We start from the raw sequence: 16,490 nt of genomic DNA, 5'->3' as shown, positions 1-16,490 counted from the left end.
CCCTATCAGGTCATATAAAATCATTATCTATAATGAGAACTACCAGACTCTATACCATACAATTAGCGAAAATGGGTACGCTCTGTTTCGCTCTGTTGCTGACCCTTGCTTCCTGCGAGGAGGCGCTCGTGGAGGATCCTAAATTCATGGTGGCAGAAAACTTCTTCAATACCGCCGCTGAGGTCGAATCAGTTGTTAATTCTATTTATGTCCCATTACGCAATACCAACTATACCGTGTATGAAACCACCCTGGAAGTACAGGCAGACTACGCCTACGGCCGGGGAAGCTGGGCACCACTGCATGAGCACCAAGGCCTGAACGACGCGAATATCAACCGGGTAGCTGGCTTGTGGAACGCCTTTTACCTCAGCATACGCAATGCCAACTTGGTCATAAGTAACGCCCCCAAAGGCAACGCGATCAGTGAGGCTGATATCAATAAGTACGTAGGTGAAGCCAAATTCATGCGGGCGCTGAACTACTTCCAGCTCGTGCGTAACTGGGCCGGAGTACCCTTGCGTACTGAGGATAACATGACCGAGATTGACCTGAAGAAAAGTACGCCCGAAGAAGTATATGCTCTGATAGTAGCTGACCTGAAAGACGCCGAACAAAACCTGCCGGACCAGCCCGCCCAAAGTGGCCGCCCCTCACGCTGGGCAGCCAAAACCATGCTGGCCGACGTGTACCTGCACCTGGGACGATACGCCGAAGCGCGTGACAAAGCGGAGGAAGTTATAAAAAGCAATAAGTTTTCGCTCGTACCGGTACAGTCTGCAGAAGACTACCAATACAAGGTTTTCGGACCGGAAGTAGTCACTACGCCGGAGGAGATCTTTAGCTTTAAGTACACCCGCCAGGTCAACCAGGGCAACTACATGCTCTGGATCACCAACCACCCCAGTACCAAGCTATTCAACTTTGGCGGAGCCTATGTCGTATATGGCCTGACCTCTGAGCCCTTTTATAAGAACTGGGACAAAAACGATCTCAGGAATGCGTTGTGGGAGAATGTGAACATCGGTTTAGGCCCTAATACCCTTATCAGCTCCAAATTTGTTGACCCTAACGCTATTAGTACGCAGGGAGCCGGCAACGACGACCCGGTGTATGGCTACAACGACGTCCTGCTGATTTACGCCGAAGCCGCCGCCCGGGTCGCTAATGGCCCAACTCCGGAAGCATTGGAAGCACTTAATCAGGTACACCGCCGGGCCTATGGCAAAAACCCCTTAGCCCCCTCAGCTGTAGATTTCAATATGACCGATTATACGCCCGCCACCTTCATTGATCTGATCATCCAGGAACGGGCCTACGAGTTTCTGTACTTGGGCAAACGCTGGCTCGACCTGAAGCGCATAGGTAAGGTAAAAGAAGCGGTTAGAGCAGTAAAAGGCATCGAAGTAGCCGATAAGCACCTGCTGTGGCCTATCCCGGTATCAGAATTGAATTTTAACAAAGCCCTGAATCCGGCTACGGACCAGAATCCGGGTTATTAACGACTAGCTATTTATGACAAAGATGAAAAGAAGATCCGCCCTTGCCTCCCTGGGTTCCATCTCACTGGGGATAAGCTCGAAGGGATTCCTGGTTAAGGAAAAAGAGGTAGCCGTCAGTGATACCTACAAAATAAAAAAGCAAACGCTGAAGACCGATATCCTGATCATCGGCGGAGGCACAGCCGGTGTAGTAGCAGCCATACAGGCGGGCCGGGCCGGAAAAAAGACCATATTGGTCGAAAGTGGCAGCCAGCTGGGAGGTACCACCACCACGGGTGGGGTGGCTTTCCCGGGTATCTTTTTTGCCTGGGGCCAGCAGGTCATTTCCGGTATTGGTTGGGAACTGGTACAGGAGGCGGTGGCTATGAACGACGACACCTTGCCTAACTTTTCCATTCCGCACGGAAAAAATCACCCCCGGCACCAGATACGGCTGAACGGTCAACTGTACGCCATGCTCATCGAAGAAAAATGCGTGCAGGCCGGGGTACACATTCGGTATTACGAGTCACCCACCCGCATCACGTTTAAGAACAACAACTGGACGGTTGAAACGATGGGCAAAGGGATGCATACCGAAATCCAATGCAACCAGCTGATCGATTGCTCGGGCAACGCCTTTGCTACTACTCTGGCGGGCTACCCGGTGCTGAGGGAGTCAGTTACGCAACCGGGCTCGCTCATGTTTCAGATTGGTGGTTACGATTTCGAACAACTGGACCTAAACCTGATTAAGCAGAAGTACGAGGAAGAAATAAAAAAAGGTACGCTGGATAAGTACGAGTTCCGGAACAACGTTATCCAGATACTCAAAAGCCAGGGCGACAACATCAGTCACGTTATGGGGGCCGACTCAACCACCTCCGAGTCGCATACGCTGGCCAATATCAAAGGCCGGGCGTCCCTGCTGAATACGGTACGGTTTCTGAGAACATTACCAGGCCTCGAAAAACTAAAAATCATCGACGTGCAGAACGAAACGGCGGTACGGGAAACCTACCGGATCGACGGGCACTACCTGGTTACTCAGGAAGACTATGTGACCGGAAAAGTATTCGAAGACGCGGTTTCCTACTCCTACTACCCCATTGACCTGCACGATGAGCACGGCATTATTCCGAGGCACCTGAACGAAGGTGTTATACCCACGGTACCATTGCGGGCACTGGTCCCTAAAAACAGCCGCAACCTCATCGTGGCAGGTCGCTGTATCAGCAGTGACCGGTTGGCCAATTCGGCCCTGCGGGTACAGGCTTCGTGCATGGGTATGGGTCAGGCGGCGGCGGCCGCAGCGGTACTGGCTCATACGTACAAAACGACCCCACTGGAGGTACCTTTTCAGGATCTACGAAATCTTATAGAAACCCACGGTGGTATAGTACCCGGCCTTACCTAAAAGGTAGGCCGGGTCGGGCCCTAGTAGTTGATTTTTCAAAGTTTAACAGCTGGAAAGAAAATGCAGTTTAAGAGATTGGTAAAGACGCTGGGTACCTGTACCTTTTTACTTTTGCTATTCACCGGATACCATCGCTCCTATACAATCAGGTACCTGCACACCCCTACGATTCAACTACCCGTCGATACGACCGTATTTCATATAGTTGATTTTGGGGATGAAGTCTCCAATGATACCCTGCTGCAGTCCCTGTCCAAAGAGGGATACCCGATCCGGTACTCCCGGGCTATCCGAACGGGCGTGTGTTTTGATAATAAATGCCGGCCGCTGGATGTGGTATTACACTGGAACGTAACGGGGCGTTACCTGGGATTTGAACTCCCAAAAAAAGAATTCCTCAGTAAGTACGACCACGAACCATTTACGGAAAAAGAATACCAGCGGCTGCACGAACTCCTGACCGACTCCCTCTCGCCACTTGGTGGATTTTACTACAATGAGGTAGTACCTCAGGCCGACTCTACCTACAACAAAGTAGACGCCGTGTCCGGGGCTACCTCAGCCAATGTACTTGAATACGTAGTGGAAGGTGCCGCTTTAACTACCTACAAGCTCTGGCACCTGGTCTACGGCCCGACCCAACCAAAAATTCAGGCACTGACCCGCCAGAGGCTTAGTCCCGAACTGCTTTACCTGATACTCACTAGCTCCAACATGAACGACCGCATGTGGGCCCTGAACCACGTCCAGGGATATGTAGCTTCCACGCCCGAAATGCAGGCACTGGTTTTGTCCTATATCAGCTCTTCCAATTATAGCCTGGCCGAGAGAGCTATCAATTCTATTAACCAAACTGACCTGCAGTCTGACGTTTTGCAGGCCCGATTGATGACCATCTTCCTAAAATCCGGCCATAGTACTAAAAAGCTGCTTTTGTTAAAATTAAAAGAAGCGCCAAAATTAAGTACTGAGGTTGCCGATGTACTGCGTAATAACCTACAACTTCTCAATGGAGAACTACTGGCCACTACCCTGGATTTATTTATTCAGCAGGGTAGTATTGATCTGGAAACCAGCCGGGCAGTTTCTGAGCTGCTAGTGAATACGAACAGCTATGTTTCAAAAATGGCCTTTTCTTTTTTGGAAAAAGTAAATTCTACCGATGAAACTATCAAAAAAAGGCTTACCGATTACAGGGCAAAACAGGCTGGTTCCGGAGTCAGATAATTTATTCCCAAAACCTACCTCAACTACTCCCTTCTGCTACACCCCCTAAAATTCAACTTGCTTAAACAGTGACTTGCCTACCCAGGGTGCACCAGATAGGGGTGTTTTTCTTTGCTACTGGCTTTTTTAAGGCATCCTGATTTTCTCCAAAATCTAGGGTTAAGACTTGTATTTTCTTAGAAGAGTAATATTTTGGCTATCAGGAAACTATCTAACAACAAAGTAATGTTACTAAGGCGATAAGCGCCGAAATCAATAGATATGATACTATTTTATCTTTCTTAAAGTATTAAATTGCGCATAGTTTTATAATAGCTTTCATATTATTCCCTTTGTAGTAAAGACTTACCCTTACAAATATATCATTTCATGGAAAGACGTGCGGCGCTCAAAGGTTTGGCCACAGCAATCGGTGGATTAGTTGCGTTACCATCCTGGGCCTCTAACTGGAATCATACCACGCTTCAACCTACGGATCTGCTATCAGCCGAAGAGGTACCTCTGCTGGCGGGTGTAGTAGACACTATTATCCCAAAAACGGATACTCCGGGAGCCAAAGAACTTGGGGTGGATCGCTTTATCCAGCTCATGGTTAAGGACTGCTACGACAGCAATGCGCAGGAAACCCTGAAAAAAGGCCTGGCTACCGTAGAAGAAGACAGCAAGGAAACCTTTGGCAAATCGTTCACGGCCTGCAATGCCGCCCAACGCATGCATATCCTGGAAGGGATGAGCCTTAGCGATGATGCTACCAGCAAGGGCTTCTTTGGCATGGTAAAAGGCCTGACAATCCAGGGCTATATGAGCTCAGAATACGTCATGACCAATATTACCAAGTACCAGATGATTCCGGCCCGCTGGAACGGCTGCGTACCTGTCACACAATAGTGAAAGAGCGAATGAGTAAAAGAGTGAATGTAAAGCTCTAAGTACCTCTGTACGTCACTCTATTTCCTCTGTGGTAAATAACTTATAATTCAGAATTCAACAAGAAGATGTCTTATTTCAATATAGATAGTCAGAAAGCCCGCACCTACGATGCTATCGTGATTGGATCCGGAATTAGTGGAGGCTGGGCCGCCAAAGAATTATGTGATAAAGGGCTGAAAACGCTGGTACTGGAGCGGGGGCGCGATGTAAAGCACAATGTAGACTACCCTACTACCATGAAAATGCCGTGGGAATTTGAGCACCGCGAGCGTATGCCTCTGGAAGTAGTGAAAGAGAACCCGATTCAGAGCAAGTGCTATAACTTTAAGGAATCAGCGGCTCACTTTTTCATAAAGGACAAAGAACACCCCTATGTACAGGAGAAGCCCTTCGACTGGATCCGGGGCTACCAGGTAGGTGGTAAATCCCTGCTGTGGGCGCGTCAGACTCAGCGCTGGAGCCAGTTTGACTTTGAAGGTCCGGCTCGCGATGGCTTTGCGGTTGAGTGGCCCATTAGTTATAATGATATTGCTCCCTGGTACAGCCACGTAGAGAAATTTGCGGGTATTACGGGTAATAAGGATGGACTGGATAGCCTACCGGATGGTGAGTTTCTGCCTCCGTACGATCTGAACTGCGTAGAGAAGTACTTCAAAGAAAGTGTAGCCAAGAAGCACAAAGACCGTCATATTATCATATCACGCGCTGCTCACATCAGCCAGCCTCAGCAGATCCACCTGGATCAGGGCCGTGCCCAGTGTATGAGCCGTCAGATGTGTGAGCGGGGCTGTCCGTTTGGTGGGTACTTCAGCAGTAACTCGTCTACCATACCCTGGGCGGCCAAGACCGGTAATATGACCTTGCGCCCCCAGTCGGTAGTACATTCAATCATCTATGATGAGAAGAAAGGAAAGGCTACCGGTGTTCGCGTGATTGACGCCAACACCAAAGAGATGATGGAGTTCTACGCGAAGATCATATTTGTGAATGCCGCCGCTCTGAATACCAACCTCGTACTACTGAACTCTACCTCGTCGCGTTTCCCTAACGGACTAGGTAACGATAGCGGAGTACTGGGTAAATACGTGGCTTTCCATAACTACCGCGCCCGTATCTCGGCGGAGTACGATGGTCACCTGGATACGACTACTGCTGGTGCACGTCCTAACGGTGGTGGGTATATTCCGCGCTTCCGTAATGTATACAAGCAGGATACGGACTTCCTCCGTGGCTATGCGGCGGGTTTTGGTGCTCACCGTATTTCCTACAACAGCCGCGAAGGCCTGGGCGAGGACTTGAAAGCTAATCTCTTTAAAAGAGAGATGGGAGGCTGGGGCGTTGGCTCACACATGATGGGCGAAACCATCCCAAAAGAAAGCAATTACGTAGCGCTGGATAAGAACCTGAAAGATCCCTTCGGTATTCCTCAGCTAAAGATATCAATCGACTACGACGACAACGACGATAAGATGGTGAAGGATTATCTGGAGCAGATGACTGAAATGTTTACCGAAGCCGGATTCAAAAATATCCGTTCTTCTGACAGCAAGCAGGCTCCGGGTCTGGATATCCACGAAATGGGTGGTGTACGTATGGGTAAAGATCCCAAGACCTCCATGCTGAACAAGTGGAACCAGATCCACTCAGTACCGAACGTATTCGTTACCGACGGTGCCAGCATGACCTCTACTTCCACGCAGAATCCATCGCTTACCTACATGGCCCTCACCGCCCGCGCGGTTGACTATGCCGTGAAGCAGATGAAAGCAAAGAGTCTGTAAGGCTTGATATAAGTACAAAAAAGAAACCGTCTTATGCTGAGCATTGGACGGTTTCTTTTTGTGGTATACCTGCCAATAAACAAGGAGCAGAGGTACCTCCAACTATGGTGCTAATCATTGGTTCCTTTTATATACGGCTAATAGTTAAACATCCGGTCGCTATCCACAGAGAGTTGAACAAGTACTTTCGGCATCGCAAACTCCGCAGGCTTTCCTTTGATATCCTCCTCGGTCATTCCTCTGGCTTTGGCCGACATACCCGACAGGTAGAAACGCCCTCCTCCCCTGACAATGGCTTCGTAGTGTTCTCTGAGATTTCCTGTACCTACCCCTACTACTTCCCCCATTTCCTTGTCGCGAAGCAATAGCACGGCATTGCCCGCCAGAAACAGAGACACCGAGTGTCCTTCTTCCAAAGCAGCCTTTGCTACCAGAAACCCTAAGGCCGACCGGGTTGGCTCCTCCGGCCCGTGTGTGATATGAACCAATATTTTCATCTTTTCGGTAGTAAGCATAAATCCATCAGGTAATTCTTTTTCCTGAGTAGTTCCATCAGGCTGAACTCCTACCACCGATCCAGTAGTGGTAATAAGGGGCTGAGCCCATGTCCCAATTGCAGACAGGGCTATGAGTAAGACAATACAGTATGTCTTCATGCTCTTGGTAGCTTGTACGGAGAGGCAGCTACTCCTCTTTAATCTTAGTTCTGATCTGCTCGGCCATTTCGGGAGTGACCTGTACCTGATGAACCTGACTGGCATGTTGGGCAGCCATTTGTAGTACCTGATCATCACTTTCGGCTTTGATGACGCCGGGGCAGTCAAAGCCCACATCCTGGCAACGTAATACTTTCATAGAAGTAGTGGTTAAAGATTAAAAGTAAGCTATAAACAACACGCTGAGATACAGCATGTAGTCAACTCCAGGAGGTACTTATCACATTTTGACTCGATGGCGACTGATCTGATGCGAAACGGCTTTGACTCCTCTACCTCCACAATTAACTAGTTAACAATTATAACTATTACAGTTACAAATATCAAATAATATTATCGAATGGTTAGTTACCTAACAATACTGATAATGAGGCTTATGAGTCTACCTTCTGCTTGGCCGTAGGGAGTTAGGGTAAATGCTTTCGGCTAGACTATATTTTTCATTGCTTTTATCATCTACACTCAGTAGATAGGAGCCCTAATCTCAATATTCTAAATTATTTTCAATTTTTTCTATAAATAAGTAAGGGAAAAGAAGGAAGTGTGAGTCATAGGGGTACTTATCGAAAAGAATTTCCATATGGTACATCCTTTACCCAGTAAACCTAGTTCGGACCAACCCGTCCTTACCCCTGTCATGGATGATAATTCACGGGATGGCGATTCCCGGAATGGCGATTCCCGGAATGGCGATTCCCGGAATGGTAATTCCCGGAATGGCAATTCGCGGGATGGCCACCCCCGTCAACTCGACGCGGAACTCCTCCTCCGGGAAACTTTTAAACAAGACCCCCGCAAGGGACTGGAGCTCCTGTTCAGGAAGTACCACGCCCCCCTATGCAGCCATGCCGTCCGCTTCGTATACTCAAGGCAGGTAGCCGAAGACCTAGTCAGTGAAGTATTCTTTCAGTTTTACAAGACCCAAGCTTACCAGAATATTACCACCTCTTACCTCAGCTACCTGTTCCGGTCGGTACGGAATGAAGCTTTTACGTACCTGCGCCGGGAGTTTGGCCGGACCATGCCGCTGGACACCTCAAGCGAAGATCAACCTGACTCCCAACAGCTGACTCCCGAGACCGAGATCCAGTACAACCACCTGTTTCTGAAAGTCAATGAAGCCATCGCCCAGCTTCCGACCCAGTGCCAGCGGGTATTTCTGATGAGTCGCTTTGATAACAAGAAGTACCACGAAATAGCCGAGGAGTTGAAGATTTCGCCTAAGACCGTAGAAGTCCATATATCCAAAGCCCTCCGCCACCTGCGCGATGCTTTACGAGGCGAATGGCTCCTGCTCCTACTCTTTTTATTCTGCTAAACCTGTCCACACTAAGGGAAAATCTCTTACGGAGAGTCATTAGCCCGCAACCACTACAAGCATGGAACATCTAATTTCAAAACATATACTTTTTGGGTACCTGTCGGGTCGTGCGACCCCACTCGAAAAACAGGCCGTTGATGAATGGCTGAAACAGGAAGTGAACGGGGAACAGTTTCACCACTGGCTCCTCGAATGGGAGTTGCTGCAACCTCAATACGTCCCTGACTCTGAAGCAGCTTTTTCTGCTCTGCTACAACGCATTGATGAGCAGGAGGAGAAAGAAGTCTCTCCTCCATTAAGGTCGATACCAACCGTTCAGCGGCTCCCCCACTTCAACTGGCAGGTGGCAGCTTCCATAACTATCCTGCTCTGCCTGAGCGGATGGCTACTTCGTAAACCGCTCCTCTACAAAACGTACCAGACCGACTACGGACAGACCAGCGCCTTCACCCTGAGCGACGGTAGCCACGTCACCCTTAACGCCAATTCCAACCTGCTGGTACCCCGCTTTGCCTTTGATGGTACCACCAGAGAAGTACTGCTGGAAGGAGAGGCAGAGTTCTCGGTCCGGCACACGCACGATCACCGTCGCTTTGTGGTCCGCACCTCCGATGAATTTCAGGTGGAGGTATTAGGCACCGAGTTTACTGTCTATGCCCGCCCCCGGGCCACCCGGGTAGCGCTGAGCCGGGGAAAAATCCGCCTGGACTATACAGAGGGCACCCGGAAACGCCAACTGCTCATGAAGCCCGGCGAACTGGTCACTATGAACGAGGCAGGAACGCTTACGCTGCAAAAAATCGAAAAGCCGGAACTGCAGTCGGCCTGGAAAGAGCAGCGCTTTGTCTTTAACAATACCTCGGTGCAGGAAATCTGCGCACTGCTCCATGAAAACTTTGGGGTAATCGTACACGTAGCGGACTCCAAAATCGCGGAACGTACTATCACTGGCAATTTCAAAGCCCAAACCGCTGACGACCTGCTGGATATACTGAAAGAAGTACTGGACCTGCACATTAGAAAAGAAAAGAACAAGCTATTCCTGCACAATTCTGAATCAAGCATCAATCTGATCTACCAATGAATATACTACTACTCCTAACCCGACACCTTAGCCTGGTTCTTCTGCTGACCTGCCAGTTCACCCCGTCGTCCTTTTCGCAGACTCTGGCTTTTGTCCAGCAGCGGTCGCCGACTACACCAGCCCAAAAATCTGTCCAGCTTAAAACTGTTCTGCTTTCCCTTCAGGAGCACTACGGTATTGAAATTGTGTTTGAAGATCGGCTCATTAGCAGCCGCACCGTCACTGGCCAATCCATTGACTACTCGTTGCCGGTAGAGAGTAACCTGGAAGCTATCCTTCGGTCGACGAGTCTGCGTTACAAGAAAATCCGGAAGGGTACCTACGTCATAACCGAAGCAAAACCCGACCGGGAGGTACCCGCTCCGGAAGTAAAGAGCCAGGCTGACACCCGAATGCAGTCGGAAAAGCATACTGTGCCTTCCCCGCTTTCGATGACTGAGGGCAGTGCTGCCTACGAAGCCGCCGAGCTTACAGTTTCTGGAAAGGTAACATCCTCCGAAAACAATGAGCCGTTGCCGGGCGTAAGCATTCTCATTAAGGGGTTACAGCGCGGTACCACTACTAATGCGGACGGAGAGTACTCGCTAGCCGTTCCGGACGAAAATGCAGTACTTGTGTTCAGCTTTGTGGGGTACATGCCCCGAGAGGTTGCCGTAGGAAATCAAAAGCAGCTCAACATTAGCCTGGAAACTGATACTAAAGCGTTGAACGAGGTGGTAGTAGTAGGCTACGGTACCCAGCGCAAGAAAGACCTGACCGGGGCAGTAGTGCGGGTGGACCCCAAACTCAACGCCGCCAATCCCAACGTCAATGTATCGCAGGCCCTGCGGGGTTCAGTGGCGGGCGTAACCGTGGTCGATACAGGTCGGCCCGGTGCGGACGGTTCTATCACGATACGGGGAAATACGTCCATCTTGGCCAGTAACGCGCCGTTAATCATTCTGGATGGCATTATTTATACCGGAGGGCTTTCGGATATAAATTCCAATGATATTGAGTTCATTGACATTCTGAAAGATGCCAGTTCGGCCAGCATATACGGGTCCAGGGCTACCAACGGGGTTATTTTGATTACGACAAAAAAGGGTACTACCTCCCGCCCCAAGTTAACTTACAATACCTACTTTGGCCTATCAGACTTTGCCAAAACTCCCCGCATGATGGGCCCCGACCGGTACCTGACCATGAAGGAAGACGCGGCGGCTTTTCTGGGTCGCCCCCTGATCCTGAACCCCATTGAGGAGGCAAACAGGGCGGCCGGACGTACCATTGATCCCTGGGTGGCAATATCGCAGGATGCCCCCATGTACAACCACGAACTAAGCCTGTCGGGACGGACCGAAAAAGTAAACTATTATGTATCAGGCTCCTATACCAACATGAAAGGGAGAATTATGGGGGACAATTTCAGCCGGTTTTCATCCCGACTCAATCTGGACATGACCATAACCGACTGGCTGAGTATAGGTACCCACACGGGCTTTACCATCAAGGACTACTCGGGTATCCGGGCTAATTTCGAAAGTGCAAGTTATCTCAGTCCCTTCTCTTCGCTGTACTACGACGACGGCGAACTGAAAAGCCTGCCGATGGACGATGGACTGGCGCCCAACCCGATTTTCAGTACCGTACGTAACGATCATCTGAGTGTATCCAATACTCTGTTCAGCAATGTATACGCAGATATCAACCTGCCCTTTCCGGGCCTTACGTACCGGCTGAACCTGGGCAATAACCTGCGGTATAACGACGATGCCAACTTTACGCCGTCCGTCAACGAGCCCCGCGACAACAACTTCCGGCTGGCCAGCGGCAGCAAAGCCAACCGTCGGCACCATTACATTACCCTGGAAAACATTGTGAAGTACAACAAAGCCCTGGGCGATAACCACGAACTGGATGTGACCTTGCTGCAAAGCTTTGAACGTACTCGCGAAAGTGGTTCTTCGTTGTCGAGTAACAATATTTTCAATGATGCCCTGTCGTACAACGGACTGGGTATCGGCGAAAATCAATTAGTGTCTACCAGTGCTTCCGAGTCGCAGGCTACTTCCTACATGGGCCGTATTGGATACCGACTTCTGGAAAAATACCTCTTTAACTTTACCATCCGCCGGGATGGGTACTCAGCTTTTGGCTCCGAGCGAAAATTTGGAAATTTCCCTTCTGTGGGCCTGGGCTGGCTCCTGTCCGAAGAAGAGTTCATTCGTTCGCTACCCTGGGTCAGCTACCTGAAAGTAAGGTACTCGTACGGAAAAAACGGCAACCGGGGCATTCCCCCCTACTCTTCGCTCAGCAACATGACCCAATCTGGTAATCAGTACGTGTTCGGGGACAACGGTACCACCAGCATTGGTATCACGCCCACTTCCATGGCCAACCGCCTTCTGGGCTGGGAAACCACGGTGGCCTCTAACTACGGTCTGGATTTTAGCCTGTTCAAAAACAAAATTTCAGGTTCTGTAGAGTACTACTCTATGAATACCTCCGACCTGCTGCTCGACCTGCGGATTCCCAACATGACCGGCTACGAAACCTTTTTTACCAACGTGGGCGCTACCAGCAACCGGGGCGTGGAAGTAACGGTTAATTCTAACAACTATACCAAGGGCAAATTCAACTGGACCACGAACCTGGTTTTTACCCTGAACCGTAACAAAATAAGGAGTCTGTCGGGTATCGACCTCGATGGCGACGGAGTAGAAGACGACGATATTTCCAACGGAAGGTTCATCGGAACGCCACAGGGCACCAATTATGACTACGTATGGGACGGCATCTGGCAGGTTGGGGAAGACAACTCCATTGATCCGGGAGCCAAGCCGGGCTTCGTCAGATTCAGGGACATCAGCGGCGACGGGCGCATCGGCCCCGAAGACCGGCAGGTACTTCACTCCTCACAGCCGGACTTTACGAGTGGCCTCACCAACCGGCTTTCGTACGGCGGACTTTCGTTCTCCTTTTTTCTGAACGCCCGCGTGGGCGGCTACAGCGGCAACTCGCTGCTCAACCACGGAAACAACTTTTTCGACCGGGCCAATCTGATGGACCTGCCCTACTGGACACCCGAGAATCCGCTGACTGATCGTCCGAGTATCGGGTACCCCAATCCGTTGGGTTATGGTTTTTACCAAAGCCGCACTTTTCTGCGCTTACAGGATGTCAGTCTGGGTTATGATGTACCCAAAGTTTTACTCGACAAGGTACGGATGGACAAGGTCAATATTTATGTAAGCGGCAAGAATCTCCAAACCTGGACCGGCTGGGATGGCTGGGACCCCGAGCATGGCTCCGGTGGGCGTAACGTATCAAACGGGCCGCTGCTCAAATCCTGGGTCGTTGGGTTAATCATTGGATTATAACAGTATCTACTCTGAAAAGTATATGATCATGAAATTCAAAATAACGCCTTCCATTCGCATAGTGCTTATACTTCTGGCCTTCGGCCTGACGATGAGTGCCTGCAACGAATCCTTTCTGGACGAAAAGCCGCTGGACCGGTTCAGCCCCGAAAACCTGCTCACTACCAAGGCTGGGTTTGAAACCATCCTGGTCGCGCTCCACAAGAGTGCCCGTGACGAACGAACCCTCGACCGGCCCGATCAGATGGGTACCGGTACCGACGTAGCCACCAGCGGCGTAGCCGACGGGCGCTTTATGAAGGATTACAAGCTGGTACTCCCCACCGATCAGGTCGTGGTGTACTACTGGGACTGGGCGTATGCCAATATGCTCAAAAATGCCAACCTGATTATTACACGAGCCGAAGACCCTGGAATCAGCTGGACCGAAAATGAAAAGAATGAGGTACTGGCTGAGGCAAAATTCTTCCGCGCTTTTACCTACAATGTACTTGTCAACCTGTTTGGAGGCGTTCCGATCGTAGACCGGGAACTAACCGAACCGCGCTTTGACTTTGAACGGGCTACCCGGCTAGAAGTACTGGAATTTGCCAAAAAAGATCTGGAATTTGCCGCGGAGCACCTGCCTAATGTAGTAAACAACCCCACCAAAGATGGCCGGATTTTTAAAGCCGCCGCTCTGCACCTGCTCACCGAAGTATACATTAGCCTGGGTATAGAAACCAAAGACGCCTCTTACTACGACAAAGCCATAGCGGCCGCCACCAAAGTTATAGACGGCTCGTCCGGGCAGTACCAGCTCATGACCAAGCGCTTCGGCAACACCAGCCGCCCCGGCGATGTATTCTCGGACCTGTTCTGGACCAATCAGCAAAACCGTTCATCGGGCAACCTGGAAACGATATGGGCTGTTCAGTACGAATTCCTGACCGTAGGCGGTGCCGAAGGCCAGAACCATGACCTGCGCTGGTGGGGACCGCAGTTCGAAAACGTTCGTTCTCCCGACAACAAGCGCATTCTGGTCAGTGACAGCATTGGCAGAAGCCAGGGTGGCAACCGTCCCACCAACTACTTTTTCTACGATATCTGGAAGGATAATTTCAAGAATGACATGCGGAATTCGCACTATAATATCCGGCGGGACTGGTATTACAATGATAAGTCCTCCTCCTATTTTGGCAAGAAAGCGCGGTATACTGTGGTCAACGGCAAAGCGTTCATTGCCAACGAGGACGGTTCACCCACCTCGATCGCCGTGGATACCCTGCGCTGGTTTTATCCCATGATCCGCAAAATAGAAGGGGAACTTCCCGCCCCGCTGTCGGGCCGGACCAATAACGATCAGATCCGGATGCGCCTGGCCGAAACCTACCTGCTGCGGGCCGAAGCGTATATCCACAAGGGTGATATGCAGAATGCCGCCGCCGATATCAATGTAGTGAGGGCTCGCGCCAATGCCAAACCCGTATCCGCCGCTGACGTGACGCTGGACTACCTGTTGGATGAGCGCGCCCGCGAACTCACTATTGAAGAGGCCCGCCGCCGCACCCTGGTACGCCTCGGACTCCTATACAAGCGTGCTACCAAATACAACTGGGACGCCAAAGCTACCATGGAACCTTACCACGAGTTGTGGCCTATCCCTCAGAAAGCCATCGATGCCAACCGGGAAGCTAAACTTGCTCAGAATCCGGGCTATCCGGGCGCCTGACAGGAAGGTAAAACCGGTATTTCAAGTACTCTACTTACTTTATAAAGCATCCGGTCAGGGTAAGCCAACCGGATGCTTCTTACCACTACTGATTATGAAAACTACTGCTCAATCAGCCCGCCGGGACTTTCTGAAAAAATCGGCTTTATCGGCCCTACCCTTATTCTGGCAGAGCGACCTACAAAAGCCGGAAGTACTTAGCGCGGCTCTCTCCGATAAGAAAAATCCCACTATACTTATACGTTCGTCCTGGAATGATAAAAACATCGGGGATATTGGCCATACGCCCGGTACCCTGCGCCTGCTGGAACGCCATATTCCGGAAGCCCGGGTTATCCTGTGGCACGCGGCTCCCCGACCCGTTACCGAAGCACTCATCAACAAAAACTTTCCAAAGGTAAAAATCGTACAGGGCAGCTTTCCCAGTGGCGACCCCGACGACAAAGGAGAGGTCATGGACGCTTTCAGGCAGGCGGATGTATATATTCACAATTCGGGTATGTCCATGAATTATGGCCTGTTTAACTACGAATGGGGCAGTACCATGTCTAATCTGGCGCCCATGTACTACTGCATCGAGAACAAGATACCCTTCGGACTGTACGGGCATTCGTTTGACAAATTTGCCCCGCCTTCCCACCTGATTTACCGCGATGTCCTGAGCCGGGCCTCCTTTATTTTTACCCGTGATACGGAGTCATTGAAGTTTATAAAGGAATTAGGATTCAAAGCGCCGGTCATGGAGTTTGGCCCGGATGGCTGCTTTGGAATAGATGTACGTGACGAAGCCAGGGGGCTGGACTACCTGAAACAAGCCGGTCTGGAAGATGGTAAGTTCCTGACGGTGGTACTGCGAACCAATACCCCCCACCTGGACGATACTGGTAAGGGCAACTTAATGAATCCCGAAGCTACTCCAGAAAAGCAGGCGGAAGACCACCGACGGCTGGACAAGGTAAAGGCCCTGATTAACCACTGGGTACGCACTACCGGCCAGCAGGTACTTATAGCTCCCGAAGCTCTAAAGGAAACCAGGTATGGAAAAACCATGCTGTATGACCAGCTGGATGAAGCTGTAAAAAAGAAAGTAGTATTCCGGGAGGCCTTCTGGAGCGCCGACGAAGCCATGTCGGTCTATGCGCGGACGCATACTATTTTTGGCATGGAACCCCACTCCCTCATTATGGGGCTGGCGCTGGGGGTACCCATCCTGCACGCCCGTCCGGTGGCGCATGGCCGCAAGGGATGGATGTTCCGGGACATCGGTTTGCCCGAGTGGTTGTTTGACATTGACCAGGCTCCCGCTTCGGCTATGATTGATGAGTTAATAAAAATCCACAAGGACTATCCCCTCGCCAAAAAAAAAGTAAAGGACGCCATGGCAGTAGTAGCCAAACGCCAGCAGGAAACTATGGCCGTGGTAAAAAAACTGGCAACATCCTCAACCCGTAGCTCCTGAG

General features: G+C 50.6%; 12 protein-coding genes. 10 read left to right on the top strand and 2 right to left on the bottom strand.

Annotated elements, in window-relative coordinates:
- Positions 1–32 precede the first annotated feature (32 nt).
- The 5 genes from JUB14_RS11655 to JUB14_RS11635 all read left to right on the top strand — a co-directional run bounded on the left by JUB14_RS11655 (position 33) and on the right by JUB14_RS11635 (position 6,836).
- Entirely contained in the window at positions 33–1,502 is a 1,470-nt protein-coding gene (locus tag JUB14_RS11655) for a RagB/SusD family nutrient uptake outer membrane protein (RefSeq protein WP_229367762.1), read from the top strand.
- 22 nt (positions 1,503–1,524) lie between these two features.
- Positions 1,525–2,898: an FAD-dependent oxidoreductase gene (locus JUB14_RS11650; RefSeq protein ID WP_207506215.1), complete on the top strand. Its 1,374-nt coding sequence runs from the start codon at positions 1,525–1,527 to the stop codon at positions 2,896–2,898.
- 60 nt (positions 2,899–2,958) lie between these two features.
- Positions 2,959–4,125 carry a hypothetical protein gene (locus JUB14_RS11645; protein ID WP_207506214.1) on the top strand — a complete coding sequence of 389 codons (1,167 nt, stop codon included), beginning with the start codon at positions 2,959–2,961 and terminating at the stop codon, positions 4,123–4,125.
- A gap of 369 nt (positions 4,126–4,494) precedes the next feature.
- The gene (locus tag JUB14_RS11640) at positions 4,495–5,013 is read left to right on the top strand and encodes a gluconate 2-dehydrogenase subunit 3 family protein (RefSeq protein ID WP_229367760.1); all 519 of its coding nucleotides are present in this window, start codon (positions 4,495–4,497) and stop codon (positions 5,011–5,013) included.
- Between the two features lie 107 nt (positions 5,014–5,120).
- Positions 5,121–6,836, top strand: coding sequence for a GMC oxidoreductase (locus tag JUB14_RS11635; RefSeq protein WP_207506213.1), 1,716 nt, complete (start codon positions 5,121–5,123; stop codon positions 6,834–6,836).
- Between the two features lie 137 nt (positions 6,837–6,973).
- Here JUB14_RS11635 and JUB14_RS11630 read toward each other — a convergent pair whose 3' ends face one another.
- Entirely contained in the window at positions 6,974–7,492 is a 519-nt protein-coding gene (locus tag JUB14_RS11630; protein ID WP_229367757.1) for a DsrE family protein, read from the bottom strand.
- 28 nt (positions 7,493–7,520) lie between these two features.
- Positions 7,521–7,691 carry a DUF1059 domain-containing protein gene (locus tag JUB14_RS11625; RefSeq protein ID WP_207506212.1) on the bottom strand — a complete coding sequence of 57 codons (171 nt, stop codon included), beginning with the start codon at positions 7,689–7,691 and terminating at the stop codon, positions 7,521–7,523.
- Positions 7,692–8,189: 498 nt separating this feature from the next.
- On the opposite strand from JUB14_RS11625, the gene JUB14_RS11620 reads away from it, so the two are divergent.
- The 5 genes from JUB14_RS11620 to JUB14_RS11600 all read left to right on the top strand — a co-directional run bounded on the left by JUB14_RS11620 (position 8,190) and on the right by JUB14_RS11600 (position 16,489).
- Positions 8,190–8,870 carry an RNA polymerase sigma-70 factor gene (locus JUB14_RS11620; RefSeq protein WP_207506211.1) on the top strand — a complete coding sequence of 227 codons (681 nt, stop codon included), beginning with the start codon at positions 8,190–8,192 and terminating at the stop codon, positions 8,868–8,870.
- Between the two features lie 61 nt (positions 8,871–8,931).
- On the top strand, positions 8,932–9,957 hold the full coding sequence (locus JUB14_RS11615; protein ID WP_207506209.1) for a FecR family protein: 1,026 nt from the start codon (positions 8,932–8,934) through the stop codon (positions 9,955–9,957).
- On the top strand, positions 9,954–13,319 hold the full coding sequence (locus JUB14_RS11610) for a SusC/RagA family TonB-linked outer membrane protein (RefSeq protein ID WP_207506207.1): 3,366 nt from the start codon (positions 9,954–9,956) through the stop codon (positions 13,317–13,319). Before JUB14_RS11615 ends, JUB14_RS11610 begins: the two co-directional genes overlap by 4 nt.
- Positions 13,320–13,347: 28 nt before the next feature.
- A complete protein-coding gene (locus JUB14_RS11605) occupies positions 13,348–15,030 on the top strand; it encodes a RagB/SusD family nutrient uptake outer membrane protein (RefSeq protein ID WP_207506199.1) in 1,683 nt (560 codons plus the stop codon).
- A 94-nt stretch (positions 15,031–15,124) separates the two neighbouring features.
- The gene (locus JUB14_RS11600) at positions 15,125–16,489 is read left to right on the top strand and encodes a polysaccharide pyruvyl transferase family protein (RefSeq protein ID WP_207506198.1); all 1,365 of its coding nucleotides are present in this window, start codon (positions 15,125–15,127) and stop codon (positions 16,487–16,489) included.
- Position 16,490 lies beyond the last annotated feature (1 nt).

Origin of the sequence: Telluribacter humicola, assembly GCF_017355935.1 — a bacterium.
Classification (GTDB): domain Bacteria; phylum Bacteroidota; class Bacteroidia; order Cytophagales; family Spirosomataceae; genus Telluribacter; species Telluribacter humicola.
The sequence above is the reverse complement of the archived record's forward strand: the minus strand, read 5'-3'. Positions and strand labels throughout refer to the sequence as shown.

What these genes read in the sequence shown, in the direction of transcription:
- JUB14_RS11655 (WP_229367762.1), top strand. Translation starts at nt 33, where the DNA reads ATGAGAACTACCAGACTCTATACCATACAATTAGCGAAAATGGGTACG.
- JUB14_RS11620 (WP_207506211.1), top strand. Translation starts at nt 8,190, where the DNA reads ATGGATGATAATTCACGGGATGGCGATTCCCGGAATGGCGATTCCCGG.
- JUB14_RS11640 (WP_229367760.1), top strand. Translation starts at nt 4,495, where the DNA reads ATGGAAAGACGTGCGGCGCTCAAAGGTTTGGCCACAGCAATCGGTGGA.
- JUB14_RS11600 (WP_207506198.1), top strand. Translation starts at nt 15,125, where the DNA reads ATGAAAACTACTGCTCAATCAGCCCGCCGGGACTTTCTGAAAAAATCG.
- JUB14_RS11605 (WP_207506199.1), top strand. Translation starts at nt 13,348, where the DNA reads ATGAAATTCAAAATAACGCCTTCCATTCGCATAGTGCTTATACTTCTG.
- JUB14_RS11645 (WP_207506214.1), top strand. Translation starts at nt 2,959, where the DNA reads ATGCAGTTTAAGAGATTGGTAAAGACGCTGGGTACCTGTACCTTTTTA.
- JUB14_RS11650 (WP_207506215.1), top strand. Translation starts at nt 1,525, where the DNA reads ATGAAAAGAAGATCCGCCCTTGCCTCCCTGGGTTCCATCTCACTGGGG.
- JUB14_RS11615 (WP_207506209.1), top strand. Translation starts at nt 8,932, where the DNA reads ATGGAACATCTAATTTCAAAACATATACTTTTTGGGTACCTGTCGGGT.
- JUB14_RS11625 (WP_207506212.1), bottom strand. Translation starts at nt 7,691, where the DNA reads ATGAAAGTATTACGTTGCCAGGATGTGGGCTTTGACTGCCCCGGCGTC.
- JUB14_RS11610 (WP_207506207.1), top strand. Translation starts at nt 9,954, where the DNA reads ATGAATATACTACTACTCCTAACCCGACACCTTAGCCTGGTTCTTCTG.
- JUB14_RS11630 (WP_229367757.1), bottom strand. Translation starts at nt 7,492, where the DNA reads ATGAAGACATACTGTATTGTCTTACTCATAGCCCTGTCTGCAATTGGG.
- JUB14_RS11635 (WP_207506213.1), top strand. Translation starts at nt 5,121, where the DNA reads ATGTCTTATTTCAATATAGATAGTCAGAAAGCCCGCACCTACGATGCT.